Raw genomic sequence first — 18795 nt, forward strand, 5'->3', positions numbered from 1 at the left:
ATTAGATAAAACCCAAAATGTAGCCTCCTAATATGCAAAAGTTCAAGTTTTTAGTTTTATTTTTAATAATTTTTGGTCAATCTTTTGCCCAAAATACCTTTGATTCAGAAAAAATATTTATTCATACTGATAGAGATAATTATGCAGCTGGCGATACCATTTGGTATAAAGTGTATCTATTTGACGCCGCCACGCATCAGTTTTCTCAAAAGAGTAAAGTAGTGTATGTTTTGTTCCAAAATCCTTTGAACAAAATCATCCAAGAGTCAAAGATTGCTGTAATAGATGGAAAAGCGAATGCCCAAATTATACTTGCCAAAAACACAAATGCAGGAAATTATAAATTCACGGCATATTCCAGTTTAATGAGAAATTATGGTGAAAATGCTTTTTATTCTAAAACAATTAAAGTTTCAAGTGTTATTCCCGCCTTGGCAAGTCCAATTGCTAAAAAGCAAATAGCAAAGCCAGAGGTGTTGTTTTTTCCTGAAGGAGGTAGTTTAATAGATGGCATCTCAAGCAAAGTAGCTGTAAAACTCAATAATTTTGCGAACCTACCTAAGACTTTTGAAGGAAAAATAGAAGATAGTACAGGCAAACTTATCACAACTTTCTATCCTGATTTTCAGAGAATTGGTAATTTTATTCTGAAACCAGAAGGGGGAATGAAGTATTTTGCTGTTTTCAAAAATGGTTTAGTAAACTACAAAGAGCCTTTGCCTGATACCAAGCAACTTGGTTATGTTATTTCAGCAGAAAATGTGGTGTTCTCTGGAGGAGTTTTGATTAATGTATTTACCAATGTCAACGAACCTGCAAAGCTCAAACTTGTTGCCAAACAAAGAGGAGATGTCCTTTTGACTTTACCTTTCGAGAGCACTAGTTCAAACTTTAAGTTTGTATTAAAAAATGAATTAATACCGAATGATGGAATAGTAGAAATCTCTATAATTGACGAAAGTGGCTTTAATTTGAGCAATAGATTGGTGTATTATCTAAAGCCAAATCCAGCGAGTTTTGTTGTTAAAAATTACAAGAAAAATCTTCTCAAAAAAGGAAAAGTTAGCTTCGATTTGTTTTTAGAAGATTCAGAAGGTAATTCATATCCAAATTTTGATTTTTCATTAGCGATCAACGACGTCACTCCTCCAAATACTTTTAGCACAAAAATCCAAGATTTACAATCTTATTTAGTTTTCGATGCAGATTTTGAAGAAAATATTCAAAAATTGGATTCCCTGTTTTCGTTTGAGCCTACAGTTTCTAAATTTTATCTTGACAATCTGATGATGACTTTGGATTGGAAAAAAGAGAAAACAAAAGAAGACTTTATAGCAGAGAAAAGCTTATCTATGATTGCTAAGGTTTCTATTGCTGATTCGGTTTTGAAAAATGAAATCGTTGATCTTTTTACTTGGGATAAAATAAATATGAAATATTCTTCGGTAAGCACAGATGCAGAAGGCTACCTGAAAATAAATGGACAGTGGACAGATTCTGTAAAAGTATTGGCCAGGAATAGGAATGGGCAATTTTTAAATTTAAAATTTGACGAAATTTATAACCCAAATCCTGAGGTTTCAATAAGCAAGGCTCCTATAAATGCTAATGCATCAGCAGCCAAAACTCCTGTTAAAGCCGTTCCGACCAAGCAAAATGTCTTAAAGGAAGTGGTGATAACTGGTGCGAAGGTAAAGGATTATAAAAACGATTATCGTCGTAAGGCTTACAATTGGGAACCTGATGCTGGACGAGCGATTGTTATAGATTCTAATTTTACAGGTTCGAGTATACAAGATTTGATAGGATTTACTTTGCCTGAATTGCAAAATCAAACCAACAAGATTTGGATTATGATTGACGGCGTAAGCGTGCCTATGGATTTTTTGAAATTGCTAAAACCAGCTGATGTTGTCTGGTTAGATTTGGTAAAATCAACAGAAAAGACAGCTAAGATGGGTCTAAAAGATTTTGAAGTTATAAACGTTTTGACCGCAAAAGGGAAAGATTTAGCAAACATATTTAATGATAATAATGCCCAGAATTATATTGGGTATACTTACTCTAAAAAAATATATAACCCAATATATCTTAAGCCGATTGCTAAAGTTGACAGAAGGAAGACTTTGTTGTGGAACCCTAACTTAAAAACAGACAAAAACGGAAAAGCCAATGTCTCATTTTACAATGCTGACCTTACAAAAAAATATTTAATTACGATCTATGGCACTGACGGCAAAGGAAATATGCTTAGTCAGAGGATGCTTTTGAAATAAGTTTCTTTTTGAAATATTGAAGTAAATTGTATAATTTGAATTAGTTTTCAAATCTTACAATTTACGCTTATGAAAATCCAACTTTTTACTTTCCTTTTCTTTTCTTTATGCTGCTCTTTTGCTCAAGAAAAATCTGATTTTAATCTCAGTAGCTCAGGTTTTGAGTATAATGACGCCAATGAAGTTGATTTTGCAAAAGATACTATATTTTATAGACTTTTTCCCCAAAAAAATGGCTTAGTTGTCAAACAAAAAATTACTGGTAGGAAAGGTAATTTCAAAGCAATTACTTGTCTATTAGATAAAGATGGCAAAACAATTGTTCCTTACAAATATGACGATATAGGAGATTTTCACGAGGGTTTAGCAGAAGTTTCTATTGGAGGATATTGCCAAAGCTGTCGGAATGGAAGGTATAATACTGTTACTATAACAGGGAAACACGGTTTTATTGATGAAACTGGAGAGGTGGTTATTCCTTTAGTTTACAAATTTGTAGACAAGTTCTCAAAAGGTCTTGCTCCTGTGAGGACTTTATATAATGCCTATTATATCAATAAAAAAAATGAGATAAAATTTACGATAGATACCAAAGGTTTAAATTCAATGTATGCTTTTATTGGAAATTATTCTCAAATTAATTTTAACGAAAAAGGCCAAAGTAGAGGGATTTATTCAGTCTACTCTAGTATTTTTGTAAATTTCATTGATGCTCTAGGAAGGTATCAAATTCCTAAATATTTTAAAGAAATTCAAGTTTATAGAGGAGAAGATACCCTTTGGGCTTTTAAAGATTTAAAGAATAAATACGGTTTTTGGAATGAGAAAAATGAAATAATTTATTCGCCATCTTTTGATGAGATAGAATATGGTTTTTGGAAATCAAATATATTGGTAAAAGAAAATAATCAATACCAATTGATTAAAGCCAAAGGAAAAGAAGATGTTTTTAGAGAAAAATTCGAAGATTATTGTAAAACCAAAACTGATACACTTTGGATAAAAAGAGGCATTCATTGGCTAAAAATTTTAGAATCTGACAGCGTTTTGTCCAAAATTAAAGCAGATAAAATCAAATATTGGCGGAATAAAAACTATTTAATCTTCGGTTCTACTGGATTGGTGGGAATAAGTAATACCAATGGGAAAGAGGTTTTAAAAACATCTTTTCAGGAAATTGGTGAGCGTTGGTCGGAAGGCAAAACCTATATTAAAAATAAAGACCTTTATGGAGCGATAGACTCGACTGGTACTATAATTTTACCGATAGAATATGATAAAATAGGTAAGTTTATTGATGGCCAAGTTATGGCAATTAAAGGTATTTATTCTTTTGATTTTACGAAGGAAGGTCAATTAATAAAGAAATATTGGTCTATCAATTTTATATTGAAATTGTTTGTAGGTGGTATATTTCTTATCGGAATATTGATTTTTTTTATTGCCAAAAAGTATTTTTAAAAAAGAGCAACGATAATAATCATTGCTCTTTTTTACCCCTTAATATCCTACACTCGTATTATCAGCTCTTGGATCTGACGCACCTTCTAATGTGCCATCAGGATGTACCAATACGCAATCCATTCTCCCAATAGTGCCTTTTTGTTGGTCTATTATGTAGCCTTTGTCTCTAAGGGTTTTTAGCGTGTTCTCTGAAAAAGCATTTGGCTCAAAAACCGTTCTGTCAGGTAACCATTGGTGGTGAAACTTCAATGCGTTTACAGATTGCTGCATACTCATTTTGTGTTCGATTACGTTCAATATGGTCTGATATACGGAAGTTATAATGGTGCTGCCTCCTGGCGTACCAACGACCATAAAAAGTTTTCCGTCTTTTTCAACTATTGTTGGAGTCATAGAGCTTAGCATTCTTTTTTCTGGTTGTATTTCGTTGGCAGTTGAGCCTATTAAGCCAAACATGTTTGGTACGCCTGCTTTTATGCTAAAATCGTCCATTTCGTTGTTCATCAAAAAACCACCTCCAGCTACTATTACTTTGCTTCCGTAGGAACCGTTCAATGTAGTAGTTATTGATACAGCGTTTCCTTCTTTGTCAACTACAGAGTAATGTGTTGTTTCTTTCGACTCATAGCCTGGAAGGTTACCGCCTTCAATGTCTTTGCTGTTTGTAGCTTTTGTGCTGTCAAAGTCCGCCCAACGGCTTTTTAAGTATTCTCTGCTTATGAGTTTATCACTTGGTACATCTACAAAGTCAATATCGCCCATCCATTTGGCTCTGTCGGCATAAACACGCCTCTCGGCTTCTATCATCACTTGGGTAGTTTTTGCCGAGTTCCATCCCCACTGCTGAAGCGGAAAAGGTTCTACAAATCTAAGCAATTGTAATAAAGCCACTCCACCGCTTGAAGATGGTGGCATTGTTATCATTTTATAGTTTTTATAGTCAGCTATAATTGGTTTTCTCCACGCCGAATGGTACTTGTTGAGGTCTTCTTGCGTAATTATTCCGCCACCTTTGGCCATTTCGTCCACCAAAAGTTTGGCTACTTTGCCTTCATAGAATCCCGCCCTTTTGTATTTCTGGATTTGTTTTAAAGTTTCTGCCAAATCAGATTGTATCAATAGATCGCCTATTTGCCATTTACTTCCGTCTGTTTTTTTGTAATATTTTAAATCAGCACCATTTACATCTTTAAATACAGCAGCGTTGTTATTTAAGCCTAGTGCTTCTCTTTCGGTTTGAATTACACCTTTTTCAGCCAAGCGAATTGCTGGAGCCAATACTTTTTCCCAAGAAAGTTTTCCGAATTTTTTGTGCATTTCTACCATTCCATCTACCGAACCAGGTACTCCGCTTGCCAAATGCCCTTTTAAACTAAGTCCCTGGATTACATTGCCGTCTTTGTCCAGGTACATGTCTCGATGAGCTTTCAAGGGAGCTTTTTCTCTAAAGTCTAAAGTGAAAGTCTCTCCATTTTTAAGTCTGATTACCGAAAATCCCCCACCGCCAAGATTTCCTGCAAATGGATGAACAACGGCGAGAGCAAAATGTGTCGCTACCGCTGCATCTACTGCATTTCCGCCCATTTTCAATATTTCAATGCCTGCAGTAGAGGCTTCTGGGTGAGCGGAGGCTATCATACCGTTTTTTGCAAAAACTCCTTTTTTGTCAGAGTAAAAAGGTTTTAGGTTTGCATCTTCTTCAAATAGGCTAAAAAGGTCTTTGCTTTGTTCGTTTTGGGCGGGTTTTTGAGTAGTTTTACAAGCAAAAACAAACCATAGAATGGCTAAAATTAGGTATTGGTTTTTTTTCATATAATAGGTTTTTGTTGATATAAGATATTTTTGATTTCCATCAATCACGGATATTTACCGTTAAGTTAAGTGTTTTGTGGCATTTATAAAATTACTTAATTCTATTTCCTTTTTTTTTGCAATTTTTACTTAATAAAAATAAAATTCCGGGATGCTGTTTTTAAAACTTACGTTCGAAAGTTTAAGGTTCGCTTGGCAGGCTTTAAAGTCCAATTTATTACGGACTGTTTTGTCATTATTGGGTGTTACCATTGGTATTTTTTCTATTATTGGCGTGTATACCATGGTAGATTCTTTGGAAGCGAACATTAAAAACAGTTTGAGCTCCATAGGTGACAAAACTATCTATGTGGATAAATTTCCATGGCAATTTGGGGATGGTGAATATCCTTGGTGGAAATATTTTAATAGACCTCGACCAAAGTACTCGGAATATAAATATTTGAAAGAAAATCTTGAACATGCAAGTGCAGTAACTATAATGGACTGGTCGATTGCACAAATAAAGTTTGAAAGCAATAGTTTTAATTCCTTGGTGCAAGGTATTACCTATGATTTTAATCTTATTTCAGAAGTGCCAGTTATTTCGGGAAGGTATTTTACGCCTACCGAGATAGAGTCTGGTAGAAATGTAACTGTATTAGGTGCTGAAATTTCAGAATCACTTTTTGGGGATGAAGATCCGATTGGGAAACAAGTGAAAATAAAAGGTGAAAACTTTACAGTAATTGGCCTTCAAGAGAAAAAAGGAAAACAATTGGTAGATGTGGGTGGTAATCCTGACCAAAAAGCCTATGTGCCTTTTGTAAAACATAAACGAATGTTTTCTTCTGGGAATCTGTATGGAATGATACAAGTGCAAGCTTTTGATACGGACGAAAAAATGGTAAACCTAGAAAGTGAAATCAGAGGAAAGATGAGAACTTTAAGAGGTTTGAGGCCTTTGGAGGAAGACAATTTTGCCTTAAATAGACCAGATGCCGCCGCAAATTTTCTTACAACCATTTTTGGCTCAATCCGTACTGGTGGATTTGTAATCGGCCTTTTTTCACTTTTGATTGGAGGCTTTGGTATCGCCAATATAATGTTTGTATCTGTAAAAGAACGTACCAATATTATTGGAATTCAGAAATCTCTAGGTGCCAAAAACTTCTTTATTCTTTTCCAGTTTTTGTTCGAAGCTATATTTCTCTGTTTGTTAGGAGGTTTATTTGGTCTAATACTGGTATACTTTGTCAGTTTTATTGATTTAGGATCATTAGATATCGTTTTGTCTTCTTCAAACATTATGTTTGGTTTGATTATTTCGAGTATTATTGGAATTGTAGCAGGTTTGATACCTGCTTCTCAGGCTGCTAAAATGGATCCAGTTATAGCTATTAGAGCTAAATAATAGTAAGATTTACTATGTTAATATTATTCTGATTTTTTCAAAAACTGTTGCTTGTCATTTTGGTTTGAATTTTTTGTCATTCTTTTGAAATCTTATAGATTTTATCTTTGTGTAATAAAATTTCTCAAATTATGAAAACGATATTAGTACCTACTGACTTTCATGCTGCTGCTGAAAACGCAATGGCTGCCGCCGTGAAATTAGCGAAAAATATGAACGCCAAAATCAATCTGATGACAATGTTTAAATTTCCAAAGTTTAAATATCAACTGGTTGAGTCTGCTGTTTATAGCGAAGAAGAGTATTATGCTTTGCTAAAAGAGGATGCAGAGCGAGAAATTAAACGCTGGCAGGAATGGTATCCAGAAGTTAAAATCGAAGGAATTATCGAGGAGGATTTTGAAGATTTAATTCCAGCTATTTTGAGCGAAGGTGCAGATTTGATTGTAATGGGTTCGGAAGGTGCCAATGGTTGGAAAGATTATTTTTCAGGCACAAATGCCCAGAACGTGGTCCGAAAAGCTGACTGTCCAGTATTAGTAATGAAAGAAAACACGAGTTTTGAGAAAATAGAAAACGTGTTGTTCGTTACGGATTTCGAAAAAACTGGTTTTATAGAGGTAGCTCAGAATCTTTTTAACTTGGAAAATACCAATAACAAGTTTTTGTTTGTGGATGCAGGCGAAATCACAGACGATAGGGCAGAGCTATACGATACAGCTAGAGATATTGAAAAACTATACGATATTAAGAATTTTGATTTTGAGATATACAAACACGATTCTATTGCAAAAGGAACGGTTGAGTTTGCTCAATCTCGTGACATAGACCTAATAATAATGTTTACACACGGCCGCAAAGGCTTTGAAAGATTTTTATTCGGAAGTATTGCTGAAGAAGTTGTAAATATCTCAGAGATTCCCGTTTTGAGTATTTTGGAATAGTTTTGAATGGTTTTTATATTAAAAAAACGACATCTTATTGATGCCGTTTTTTTTACATTCTTTCAGGCACATCAATTCCCAAAAGTCCCATCGCATGTTTTATGGTTTCGGCCACTTTCTTGATTAAGCCTAATCTCAAATATTTTGAATCTTCGTTTTCTTCATTCATTACCGAATGTTGGGCATAGAAAACATTAAATGTTTTAGCAAGCTCGTAGGTATAATTGGCCAATTGAGCTGGAGAATATTCCGCCGCCGCAGCTTGTATAATACTTGTATAATCTTTCAATAAAAACACCAATTCTTTTTCTTCAGGATTTAAAAAATAATCGCCTACAAGGTCAAATATTTTATCGTCAGATATTTCTCCTTTTCTCAGGATAGACTTGATCCTCGCATGCGTATATTGTATAAATGGACCCGTATTTCCTTGGAAATCAATAGATTCCTCTGGATTGAAAAGCATCCTTTTCTTTGGTTCCACTTTCAATAAATAATATTTTAAAGCCCCCAAGGCCAACATTCTAAACAAACGCTTAGATTCTTCAGATTCCAAGTCTTCTATTTTGCCTTTTTCAGCACTCATGGCCTTTGCGGTGGCTATCATATCTGATACTAGCTCGTCTGCGTCTACTACAGTTCCTTCCCTCGATTTCATTTTTCCTGAAGGCAAATCCACCATACCATATGACAAATGATAGCAGCCGTGTGCATAAGCTCTTCCGAGTTTTTTCATTATGGCAAAAAGCACCTGAAAATGGTAGTCTTGTTCATTGCCAACTACCCAAATTGACTTATCAGATTTGAAGTCGTCGAATTTAAGGTCAGTTGTTCCTAAATCTTGGGTTATATATACTGATGTTCCATCACCTCTAAGCACCAACTTATGGTCAAGTCCTTCCTCAGTCAAATCAATCCAAACACTTTTGTCTTCTTTTTGGTAAAAAACGCCATTCTTTAGTCCTTCTTCTACAAGTGTTTTCCCTAAGAGATAAGTGTCTGATTCGTAATAGGTTTTGTCAAATTCTACCCCTATTTGCTTATATGTTTTTGCAAAACCGTCGTAAACCCAACCGTTCAGTTTTTTCCAAAGTTCTATTGTTTCAGGGTCATTTTGTTCCCATTTTAAGAGCATTTCTTGAGCTTCCACCATTATCGGAGCTTTCTTTTTTGCATCCTCTTCTGTAGAACCATTTTCAACCAAAGAATTTATTTGGTTTTTATAGGCTTTATCAAACTCTACATAATATTTTCCTACCAAGTGGTCACCTTTAAGACCAGCCGATTCTGGTGTTTCGTTTGCACCAAAATTTTGATAAGCCACCATTGATTTGCAGATATGTATGCCTCTGTCGTTTACCAAACAAGCTTTGGTGACTTGATAACCAGCGGCTTCCATTATTTTAGAAACTGAAAATCCCAAGAAATTATTTCTTAAATGACCCAAATGTAAAGGCTTATTGGTATTTGGCGAAGAGTATTCAACCATTACCGATCCCTTTTTATTTCCTAAATCTTCCCCTGTTTTTTCTTTTAACAAATCATTCAAAACTTCCACCCAAACTTCATTTTTGAGTTTTAGATTCAAAAAACCTTGAACTACATTGTAAGATTCAAATTCTTTATTGTTTTCTAAAAGGTAGGTGCCAATGGTATTACCGATTTCTATAGGAGATTTTTTTAAGCTTTTTACCAAACTAAAAAACACAAATGTGTAATCGCCTTCAAACTCCTTTCTGGTTGGTTGTAGACTTACTTTTTCGTTCGCTCCAAAAAGCGTATTTATTGCGATTTCTATTTTGCTTCCTATTACACTTAATATATCCATCTGTTCATTCAATTTGGCTGCAAAATTACACTTTTTTGACTTAAAATGCCTTTTCCAATCGATTAATTCCTTAGTTTTACAAAAAAGAAAATCACTATTTATGTTACAATCAATGACGGGTTTCGGCTCTGCCACCCTCGAAACCGACAAGATGGCCGTTTCGGTCGAAATCAAAACACTCAACTCTAAGTTTTCAGATATCTACTGTAGGTTGCCAAGAAGTTTTTCAAACCGTGAAATAGAAGTTAGGAATTTGCTTCAAAAAGAATTAGAAAGGGGCAAAATAGAAATGAACTTGAACGTAGTCCCTAAAGACGAAGAAAGTGCTGGGACGACAATCAATAGGCCTTTGGTAAAAGCATATTTTAAAGATTTAATACAGACAGCGAGCGAATTAGGTTTTGAAGCATCCAAAACAGAAGTATTGCGGATGGCTACAATGATGCCAAATGCCTACAATACCAATGCTTTAAGTGCTGACGATGCAGAAGAAGAGTGGAAATTGATCATGAGTTTAGTGGCTAAAGCAATAAAAAACTGCCAAGAATTCAGATTTCAAGAAGGTCAGATTACTAAAATTAAGTTTGTAGAATATATTGACATCATTGATGCATTATTAAAACTGGTAATCGAACAAGATCCAAAACGTTTACCTGCTATTCGTGAGCGACTCGAAAAGTCAGTGGCCGATTATATAAATAGTGAAAATTTTGACAAAAATAGATTTGAGCAAGAATTGATTTATTATGTTGAAAAATACGATATTTCAGAAGAAAAAGTAAGGTTGTCTAATCATTTGGAGTATTTCAGAAAAGAAGTTGAGATAGCATCTAATGGCAAGAAATTGAATTTTATTGCCCAAGAAATTGGCAGAGAAATAAACACGATCGGCTCAAAAGCTAACGATTCTGTAATCCAACGTCTTGTTGTTCAAATGAAAGATGAACTCGAGAAAATCAAAGAGCAAACGATGAACATTTTGTAAAAAATGGAAGAAATTGTCGCTTGGTTGCCAGGTTTGTTTTTAGGCGTAGCACTGAGTGCAGGCACTGGTTTTCGTATTTTTATTCCACTATTGGTTTCTAATTTGGCTGCAAAGTTTGGCTTGGTTTCTGTCTCGGAAAATTTCCAATGGATGACCAGCAATTCCACTACTATTGTACTTTTGGTAGCCACTGTCGTTGAAATTGCCTCTTATTATATCACTTATATTGACAATTTATTGGATTCTATCGCTATGCCAGCTTCTGTGGTAGCGGGTACTTTGCTTACTACACAATTTTTGAAAATCGAAGATCCAATGCTTCAATGGGGTTTGGGAATATTGGCGGGTGGGGGAGTAGCTGGTACAATCCAATCTGGCACTACGCTTTTACGCTTAGGTTCTACAAAGTTTACGGGTGGTTTGGGAAACGGGATTTTTAGTACAATTGAAAATATCCTATCTGTTTTTATCTCACTAATATCAATTTGGGTTCCTTTAATAATGGGGGTTTTTGCTATTCTTTTTGTTTTTTGGATTTTGAGGAAACTCTTTAAAAGAAAGAAAAAGACTACTCTCCAATAATAGACGAATGTTTAGCTTCTGTTATCACAAAGTGTGACTGAGCACTACCAATGTTGGATATGGCGGCCAATTTGTTGAGAATGAAGTCTTTGTATTCTTCCATGTCTGATACAATCACTTTCAACAGAAAGTCAGAACCTCCTGATACACAATAACATTCTACTACCTCAGGCACAGTTTGAATATCTGCTTCAAACTGAGTCAAGAATTTTTGAGCGTGTTCTTTTAGAGATACATTACAAAAAACAATAAGATTTTTATTGAGCTTCTTTCGATTTAATTCAATAGTATATTTCTTAATAAATCCATCTCTTCTCAATCTTTTGATTCTCTCATGTATCGGCGTAGTGGTCAAATTGAGCTCAACGGCAATCTGCCTATTGGTCATCATTCCATCTTTTTTGAGAAGTTTTAAAATCTTCAAATCCACAGGATCTATATCAATCATAGAATATTTTTCTTTTTAAACTCAAAAATAGGGTTAAATTCTAATTTTGAATAAGAATAGTGGAATTATTTTCTTTAAAATAATCGCATTGGGAATTAGAAAGTGTAAATTCTAAATTTTTGAAAAATATACAAAATCACTTCACTTCAAACAACTCAATCGTATAATCCAGAAGTTCCGTGCCGCCAACTTTCCCATGGCCTGGTATAACATGTTTGATTTGAGGAAATGTGGTTTTGAGATTTCTAATTGTGTTTGACCATTCTTTTTGGTTGGCATCTCCAAGGTATCCTTTACCAGCTGTAACTTCTTTTACCATACAGCCTCCAAATAACACTTTTTCTTTTGGTAAATAACTAACAATATTGTCTTTGGTATGAGCTTCGCCAACAAACTCGTTTATAATCTCGCGTTTTCCTATTTTAATTTTGAGATTACCATCAAATCCGATCTGAGGTATTTCTACACTGTCTTTTTTAGCGGCATCAATTGTTTTATTGCTAGCATAGCTTTTGATGCCTTTTTTATGAAAAACTGCTAAGCCTCCAAGGCAATCATTGTGAAAATGATTAATTACTATGCCTTCAAGCTTTATTTTATTCTCTTCAAGTGTTTTCAGTAGCAACTCAGAGCCTTCTTTATCGGCAGGGGTATCAAATACATAGGCTTTGTTTTTATGAATATATACCATTCCATTACAAGCCACTTTACCCCAAGTTTCTGTTTGTAAAAAAGAAATATGGGTATAAATATTCTTTTTAATTGGATAAAAAACCAATAAGTCTTCATTATTACTTATCAGTTTTTTGCTAGGATTACAAGAAAAAATAAATGGTATAAATATTAAAAACAATAGTTTTTTCATCTTATTTCGATAGTTCTTTGGCTCTTTTTTCAGCGTTCAATATTCCTCTTTCTAATCCTAAACCTATCTCCGCTTCAGCGAATGTACTCAAAGCTGCCTCTGTTGTTCCTCCTTTCGAGGCTACTGCCTTTATTAAGTCGTCAAGACTCAACTCGGCATTGTTTATCAAATGATAAGCTCCAAGCATGGTTTGTTTTACCAATAATCTCGATAGGCCTTCATCAAAACCCATTTGCTTTCCTGCTTCTACCATGTGTTTTACAACATAATAAAAATATGCCGGACCGCTGCCACTAAGTGCAGTAACGGCATCTATCATACTTTCGTCTTCAATATATACTGACCTACCAGTGGCATTGATTAGGTTTTCAATTTTCAAAAGTTTTGAAAAACCAATTCCTTCTGAAGCACAAAAGCCTGTGATGCCTTGTCCAAGCATGGCTGGCGTGTTTGGCATGGCTCTAACTACCAGTTTGTGGTTTAATTCATTTTGGATTCTCGACATCGTGATTCCGGCCATAATTGACAAAACCACCTGGTCTTCTTTTAAAAAATCCTTTAATTCCGCAGCTACAACACTAAAATCTTGAGGTTTTACTGATAAAATCACTAAATCATATGCTCCGAGGGTTTCGTTTACAGTATCTACAACTACTCCCTCTTTTGATTTTTTTAGTATTTCAGACCTTTCTGGGCTTTTTTCTATCAATAAAAGATTGTCCTTTTTTACCAAATCATATTGAATAAATGACCTCGCAAAAGCCATTCCCATATTTCCACATCCAACAATCGCTATTTTCATTTGAGTATTTTTTTTATAAAAAAAATAGCCTCAGTGTTATTCTGGGCTATTTTAATGTCTTTTTTTATTTATTTTTCAACCCATTCAACCATCTCATTAAATACCGCATCGGTACTGCCAAGATAGCCAGAGCCTTTATGTTTTACTTTTCCGTCTTTGTCTATACAAAATTTGGCCGGAATACCTTCTACGCCATAAGCTAAAGCGGTATTGTTTCCAATATCTAGAACAGGATTCATGAATGTAAAACCACGGTTTGTTACAAATTTATTGACATGATCTTTCCATTTGTCAGCTTCTACTCTTTCAAAAGTATTTACAAACAAAAACACTACATTTGGATCGTCTTTATATTTTTCAACTGCTTTTTTCATACCAGGGAAAGACATAATACATGGACCGCACCAAGTAGCCCAAAAATCAAGAATGACAGTTTTGCCTTTTAATTGTGAAAGTTTAATCTTGGTGCCATCAAGTTGTGTAAGTTCAAAGTCTGGAGCTTCAGAGCCCACAGTACCTACACTAGCTTGATTAACGGTTTGGATAAACATTTTGGCAAAGTAATGCGTTTTTCCTTCTTTTAACAATTGGTCTTTTAATTCAAACTGGTATTCTCCACCAAAATCTGGCTTTAAGAAATTGTTTGCAGCAATGATTCCCGCCAAAGATGTACCCATGCTTTTGATTTTGGGCATTATTTTTTGCTTATGAATATCCAAAGCAGTCTGGTATTGGCCACGAAGGTCGTTTTTGTCTTTTTCAGATTTCGCTGCCTGGAATTTTGAGTCAATCCCGTTTACATAAACAGAAAACTGTTGCATATCCGCCATCAATTCATTGAATTTCGTCATGTTATCTGAACCTTCAATTTTTGCTGTTGCTGCTTTGTCTGGCGTAGCTGATCCATCGGCCGTTATGGTAAGGTTTTCTCCACCATCTAGTATCAAACCTATTACTTGTTCGTTGGCAATGTTTAATTGGTAAATACCCGGTTCGGCTATTTTGGTATCAAAACTAAAGGCCTTTCCCGTAAGTTTTACGCTGTCTATCTTAGCTCCGATATTTCTTTCGTTCATCCTTTCAAGATAAACCATGCCCGAAACATCATTGCTTATGGTGCCTTTTATTTTAAGCGGAAGGTTGGTAGAAGTGTCACTAACCTGAGAATTACAAGAAGTAAAAACTCCAATGAATAATGCCAATAAAATATTTTTTTTCATTCTTTTTTTTATTCTGTGCCTTCAGATGCACAATTAATTTATTTAAGTTTATCCGCAACCAAACTATTGATTACTTTAGGGTCAGCAGATCCTTTAGATTTTTTCATAACTTCACCAACAAAAAAACCAATCAAGCCTTTTTTGCCTTTTTTGTATTCTTCTACTTTTGTGGCGTTTTGAGTTAAAACCTCATCTATCCAAGAACCCATAGCGTCAGTATCCTTTGACTGTATCAGGTTGTTAGACTTTGCCAATGCAATAATATTACTTTCAGGAGAGGATATTAACAGACTCATTAACATTTGTCCTGCCGAATTGCTAATTTCTCCTTTGTCAATATTTTCTATCAATTCTGCTAGCTTCGAAGGTTTTACTGGAAAATCTATGATTTCCATATTGTTTTCATTCAGATAGCCTTTGATAGATGATAATATCCAATTGGATACACTTTTATAGTTTTTTGTAAAATTACTCGTCTCCAGAAAATATTCACAAAGGGCTCTTTCTTCTGTCAAAAGGTAAGCATGCTCTTCCAAAATTCCCATCTCCTTACTGAATGTTTCAAACAATTCATAAGGAAGTTTTGGCATATTTACTTTGGCTTCTTTTATTTCTTCGTCTGTCAAAACAATCGGTGCCAAGTCGGGTTCAGGGAAATAACGATAATCATTCATGGTTTCTTTCACTCGCATTCCAAAAGTTTTTCCTTGGTCAGGGTCAAAACTTCTTGTTTCCTGAATAATAGTGCCACCATTGTTCAATATTTCAGCTTGTCTTTCTATTTCGTATTCCGCAGCTTTTTGCAAAAATCGAATAGAATTCATGTTCTTAATTTCCACTTTGGTACCCAGTTTCTCGCTTCCTTTTGGCTTTAGTGAAACATTTAAATCTGCTCTAAGCGAACCTTCCTCCATGTTTCCATCGCTTATGCCAAGGTATCTAACCATTTTTCTGATCTCAGCAAGATACGAGGCAGCTTCAAGGGGTGAGGTCATGCATGGTTCCGAAACTATTTCTAAAAGTGGTGTTCCAGCACGATTATAATCCAGATATGTAAAGTTTGGGTTTAAATCATGTATTGACTTTCCAGCATCTTCTTCAAGATGTATATGGTGAATTTTGACAGTGTGACTGCTGAAAACCTTGCCTTGTTTAATCTTAAATTTCACTTCGCCACCCAAGCAAATAGGTGATTTGTCTTGCGAAATTTGATAACCTTTTGGAAGATCAGGATAGAAATAATTTTTTCTGTCGAAAAAATTGAATTTATTGATTTCGCAATCAAAGGCTAGTCCCAATTGTATGGCATATTCAACTGCTTTCTCGTTCAGTTTTGGCAAAACTCCAGGATGAGCCAAAGTAAGCACACTAATATGCGTGTTCGGATCACCTCCAAATTTGTTAGCGTCCGAAGCAAATATTTTGCTCTCTGTGAATAATTGACAATGAACCTCTAAGCCTATTACGATATCGTATTCCATGCAGTAAATTTTTACAAAAATAATGCAAAAAATGAGGAAATGGCTTTTTGGAGGTTGGAATATATAAAAAAATGCGAGTTAGAAGCTGTTTTGCTCTAAACTCGCATTTTCGTTACGAAGATTTAAATTAGAACTTAAAGTTCAATTTACCATAATAAAAAGCTCCATTATTTCCCATTTGAACAGGATCCCAAGCTCCACCAGATTCAGTGTAATAGCCTGAAGACATATCCGGATAAACATTGAAAATATTGTTTGAGCCAAGAGTTAATCTGACGTTTTTAGATACTTTGTAATTTAATGATACATCGGTAGTGGTTTTCGCTTTATAAATATCATTAAGGCTCACATCATAATTCCAGTCTGCTAATTCCACTCTTCCAAATCTTACCAATCTCACCATTGCACTCAATTTGTTGATTTGGTAATCAATAGTTAGATTAATTTTCGAAGGCGGAGCAGATGCTCTAAGGAAATATTGCTCTCTTAAGTCAAAATAGGTATCAGCTTTATCTGCTAATTTAGCATTGGTGTTTATTTTGTCTATTGTCAATTGATTAAAGTTCATCGCTAAACTTGTTGTCAGTATTCCGTTGCCTACTTTGTCTCTATTGCTCATAATGATGTCTATACCTTTGGTAGTTGTATTTACAGCATTCGTGAAAAATTGAGCTTTAGCTACGTTAATATCTTTAAGCAATTGTCCTATTTGTTCGTCTTCATCTGAGAATTGGCCTGTCAATACTATCCTATCTTTGATCTGAACCCAATAACCATCAACAGTTAAGGAAAATGTATTATTTGGTCTAACAGTGAATCCCAAACTGGCGTTTTTAGATAATTCTTGTTTCAAGGCTGGAATACCCAATGCTTTGGTAACCGCACTGTTATTTCTAGCTATCAAAACCTCAACTGGGTTTCCATTGATGAAGTTTGTTACGGTTTGGTTAAAATTGATTTGAGGCAAAGAAGGAGCTCTAAAACCAGTACTTAAAGTTCCTCTAAATGTTATAACATCATTGGCTTTGATTCTTGCTGAAAGCTTACCGTTTATCGTATTTCCGAAATCTGAATAATTTTCGAATCTTACAGCCGCTCCCATCATTATTTTCTTTGTAAAATCGGCTTCGGTATCAAAATATACGCCGATATTCGATCTTGATGCTTTGGTTTCATCGCTTGGTTGGAAACCTGGGAAACCTTGTGAACCACCTGGAACGCCTGGAATATAGCTTTTCCAAGATTTTTCTTCTCCTGCATGAATTGCATAATGCTCGATTCTATGTTCTGCTCCAAACGCAATATTTAGACCTGACATTTTATCTTTCATGAATTTCGAAAATCCTAAATTTATAGTGTTTTGGTTTAAACTAAATCCACCAGCATCAAAGGTAGTAGGGGAGGTAGCTCCAAGTGAAGTGTTCAATGTATTTGACAATGAATAACCGAATTGGTTGCTTCCAAATGTATTGCTCAAATCAATATCCCATCCATTTTTTTCTGTTCTAACTCCAGCCGCAATCGAATTGTCTTTGATATTGGCCTTGATCAATGGGTCAAATCCGTTTGGATAAATAGAAGCAATATTTCTGTCGTCATCTGCAAATCTTGTCCATGCGTAGGATTCCCCCTTTCTTTGGTTTGTTCCTCCAAAAACATAAACTGATGTGTTTTTATTAACAGGGAAATTTGAGTTTAAATACAAAGAGGCATTTGCCGCTCTAGGGTCTCCGAATTCTCTCCTTGCCAATTCATCAACGGCCGCATTTGCTCTGTTGGTATGGTCTCTGTAGTTGTAATCTGCGGTTAGATTCACAAATCCTCCATCACCTACTTTTATGCCATAGTTTGCATTGATATTGGTGTTTAATCCATCGAATTTTTTATCATCAAATCTATAGCTGGCTTTGTACATTCCCGCATTTGTGTTAATTTCTAATTGTTCAGTGCTTTTTTTCAAAACAATATTTATTACTCCAGCAATAGCATCAGAACCATATTGAGCAGCGGCTCCGTCTCTAAGTATCTCTATTCTTTCTATTGCAGCCGCAGGAATTGAATTTAAGTCAGTACCAGTGTTTCCACGTCCTCTAGTACCATATATGTTTACCAATGAGCTTTGGTGTCTTCTTTTTCCATTAATTAAAACCAAAGTCTGATCTGGCCCTAAGCCTCTAAGTGATGCAGGGTCTACATGGTCAGTTCCATCTGAGCCCGATTGCCTGTTGGAGTTAAACGAAGGTGCGGCAAATTGCAATAATTGATTGATATCTAATTGCCCAGTTTTTGAAGTAATGTCTTTTAAATCTATCACGTCAATTGGTGCGGGTGTATCTGTAGCAGAACGATTAAGGCTTCTTGAGCCAACCACTACTACTTGGTCTAAAAGATTACCTTCCTCTAGGGCAATTGTGCCATTTAATTCCGAACTTTTAACTTCCTTAGATTTATAGCCTATATAGCTAATTTGGAAAGTTGAAGTGCTTTTTGAAGGTGTAATGCTGAAATTTCCGTTGGCATCTGTTGTTGTGCCATTGTTTGTGCCTTTTTCTATTACTGTTGCACCTATTAAGGCCTCACCAGAATTGTCGGTTACTTTCCCTTTCATGCTTTGAGCAATAACCTGAAAAGTGAGCAAAGTAAATAATAAAAAGAGTGAAGTTTTTTTCATAGTCTTATCAATTGGTTAATTTTT

General features: G+C 35.0%; 14 protein-coding genes. 6 read left to right on the plus strand and 8 right to left on the minus strand.

Annotation, left to right across the window (positions count from 1 at the left end):
• Nucleotides 1-32: 32 nt before the first annotated feature.
• Together EGI22_RS19195 and EGI22_RS19200 are read left to right on the plus strand one after the other, a co-directional pair.
• Nucleotides 33-2276: a hypothetical protein gene (locus EGI22_RS19195; RefSeq protein WP_255070067.1), complete on the plus strand. Its 2244-nt coding sequence runs from the start codon at nt 33-35 to the stop codon at nt 2274-2276.
• A 69-nt stretch (nt 2277-2345) separates the two neighbouring features.
• Nucleotides 2346-3737 carry a WG repeat-containing protein gene (locus EGI22_RS19200; protein ID WP_255070068.1) on the plus strand — a complete coding sequence of 464 codons (1392 nt, stop codon included), beginning with the start codon at nt 2346-2348 and terminating at the stop codon, nt 3735-3737.
• Nucleotides 3738-3776: 39 nt separating this feature from the next.
• On the opposite strand, the gene ggt is transcribed toward EGI22_RS19200, so the two are convergent.
• Nucleotides 3777-5552, minus strand: a complete 1776-nt coding sequence (gene ggt, locus EGI22_RS19205; RefSeq protein ID WP_255070069.1) for a gamma-glutamyltransferase — start codon at nt 5550-5552, stop codon at nt 3777-3779.
• Between the two features lie 151 nt (nt 5553-5703).
• Here ggt and EGI22_RS19210 point away from each other — a divergent pair, with 151 nt between their 5' ends.
• Both EGI22_RS19210 and EGI22_RS19215 read left to right on the plus strand, forming a co-directional pair.
• On the plus strand, nt 5704-6945 hold the full coding sequence (locus EGI22_RS19210; RefSeq protein WP_255070070.1) for an ABC transporter permease: 1242 nt from the start codon (nt 5704-5706) through the stop codon (nt 6943-6945).
• A 131-nt stretch (nt 6946-7076) separates the two neighbouring features.
• Nucleotides 7077-7889: a universal stress protein gene (locus EGI22_RS19215; RefSeq protein WP_255070071.1), complete on the plus strand. Its 813-nt coding sequence runs from the start codon at nt 7077-7079 to the stop codon at nt 7887-7889.
• 52 nt (nt 7890-7941) lie between these two features.
• Here EGI22_RS19215 and argS read toward each other — a convergent pair whose 3' ends face one another.
• Nucleotides 7942-9717, minus strand: coding sequence for an arginine--tRNA ligase (argS, locus tag EGI22_RS19220; protein ID WP_255070072.1), 1776 nt, complete (start codon nt 9715-9717; stop codon nt 7942-7944).
• A 100-nt stretch (nt 9718-9817) separates the two neighbouring features.
• Between argS and EGI22_RS19225 the strand changes: the two genes are divergently transcribed.
• Nucleotides 9818-10702, plus strand: a complete 885-nt coding sequence (locus tag EGI22_RS19225; RefSeq protein WP_255070073.1) for a YicC/YloC family endoribonuclease — start codon at nt 9818-9820, stop codon at nt 10700-10702.
• Between the two features lie 3 nt (nt 10703-10705).
• Complete coding sequence (locus EGI22_RS19230) at nt 10706-11284, plus strand: DUF4126 domain-containing protein (protein ID WP_255070074.1); 579 nt, start codon at nt 10706-10708, stop codon at nt 11282-11284.
• Here the strand turns inward: EGI22_RS19230 and EGI22_RS19235 are convergent.
• From EGI22_RS19235 to EGI22_RS19260, 6 genes are all read right to left on the minus strand, one after another.
• The gene (locus EGI22_RS19235) at nt 11271-11732 is read right to left on the minus strand and encodes an Lrp/AsnC family transcriptional regulator (protein WP_255070075.1); all 462 of its coding nucleotides are present in this window, start codon (nt 11730-11732) and stop codon (nt 11271-11273) included. The two genes, EGI22_RS19230 and EGI22_RS19235, sit on opposite strands and share 14 nt — an antisense overlap.
• A 136-nt stretch (nt 11733-11868) precedes the next feature.
• Nucleotides 11869-12597: a subclass B1 metallo-beta-lactamase gene (gene bla / locus EGI22_RS19240; RefSeq protein ID WP_255070076.1), complete on the minus strand. Its 729-nt coding sequence runs from the start codon at nt 12595-12597 to the stop codon at nt 11869-11871.
• A 1-nt stretch (nt 12598) separates the two neighbouring features.
• Nucleotides 12599-13399 (minus strand): pyrroline-5-carboxylate reductase, encoded by an 801-nt coding sequence (gene proC, locus EGI22_RS19245; protein WP_255070077.1) that lies wholly within the window; start codon nt 13397-13399, stop codon nt 12599-12601.
• A 68-nt stretch (nt 13400-13467) separates the two neighbouring features.
• On the minus strand, nt 13468-14619 hold the full coding sequence (locus EGI22_RS19250) for a TlpA disulfide reductase family protein (protein ID WP_255070078.1): 1152 nt from the start codon (nt 14617-14619) through the stop codon (nt 13468-13470).
• A gap of 38 nt (nt 14620-14657) precedes the next feature.
• Nucleotides 14658-16100 (minus strand): Asp-tRNA(Asn)/Glu-tRNA(Gln) amidotransferase subunit GatB, encoded by a 1443-nt coding sequence (gene gatB / locus EGI22_RS19255; protein ID WP_255070079.1) that lies wholly within the window; start codon nt 16098-16100, stop codon nt 14658-14660.
• A 127-nt stretch (nt 16101-16227) separates the two neighbouring features.
• Entirely contained in the window at nt 16228-18771 is a 2544-nt protein-coding gene (locus tag EGI22_RS19260) for a TonB-dependent receptor (protein WP_255070080.1), read from the minus strand.
• Nucleotides 18772-18795: the final 24 nt, after the last annotated feature.

It is taken from the genome of Lacihabitans sp. LS3-19 (assembly GCF_024343575.1).
In the GTDB taxonomy this organism is placed as follows: domain Bacteria; phylum Bacteroidota; class Bacteroidia; order Cytophagales; family Spirosomataceae; genus Leadbetterella.

Bases quoted from the DNA above. Each gene is read 5' to 3' on its own strand.
- EGI22_RS19230 (WP_255070074.1), top strand. From the start codon at position 10,706: ATGGAAGAAATTGTCGCTTGGTTGCCAGGTTTGTTTTTAGGCGTAGCA.
- ggt (WP_255070069.1), bottom strand. From the start codon at position 5,552: ATGAAAAAAAACCAATACCTAATTTTAGCCATTCTATGGTTTGTTTTT.
- EGI22_RS19250 (WP_255070078.1), bottom strand. From the start codon at position 14,619: ATGAAAAAAAATATTTTATTGGCATTATTCATTGGAGTTTTTACTTCT.
- EGI22_RS19235 (WP_255070075.1), bottom strand. From the start codon at position 11,732: ATGATTGATATAGATCCTGTGGATTTGAAGATTTTAAAACTTCTCAAA.
- EGI22_RS19260 (WP_255070080.1), bottom strand. From the start codon at position 18,771: ATGAAAAAAACTTCACTCTTTTTATTATTTACTTTGCTCACTTTTCAG.
- EGI22_RS19210 (WP_255070070.1), top strand. From the start codon at position 5,704: ATGCTGTTTTTAAAACTTACGTTCGAAAGTTTAAGGTTCGCTTGGCAG.
- argS (WP_255070072.1), bottom strand. From the start codon at position 9,717: ATGGATATATTAAGTGTAATAGGAAGCAAAATAGAAATCGCAATAAAT.
- EGI22_RS19200 (WP_255070068.1), top strand. From the start codon at position 2,346: ATGAAAATCCAACTTTTTACTTTCCTTTTCTTTTCTTTATGCTGCTCT.
- bla (WP_255070076.1), bottom strand. From the start codon at position 12,597: ATGAAAAAACTATTGTTTTTAATATTTATACCATTTATTTTTTCTTGT.
- EGI22_RS19215 (WP_255070071.1), top strand. From the start codon at position 7,077: ATGAAAACGATATTAGTACCTACTGACTTTCATGCTGCTGCTGAAAAC.
- proC (WP_255070077.1), bottom strand. From the start codon at position 13,399: ATGAAAATAGCGATTGTTGGATGTGGAAATATGGGAATGGCTTTTGCG.
- EGI22_RS19225 (WP_255070073.1), top strand. From the start codon at position 9,818: ATGTTACAATCAATGACGGGTTTCGGCTCTGCCACCCTCGAAACCGAC.
- gatB (WP_255070079.1), bottom strand. From the start codon at position 16,100: ATGGAATACGATATCGTAATAGGCTTAGAGGTTCATTGTCAATTATTC.
- EGI22_RS19195 (WP_255070067.1), top strand. From the start codon at position 33: ATGCAAAAGTTCAAGTTTTTAGTTTTATTTTTAATAATTTTTGGTCAA.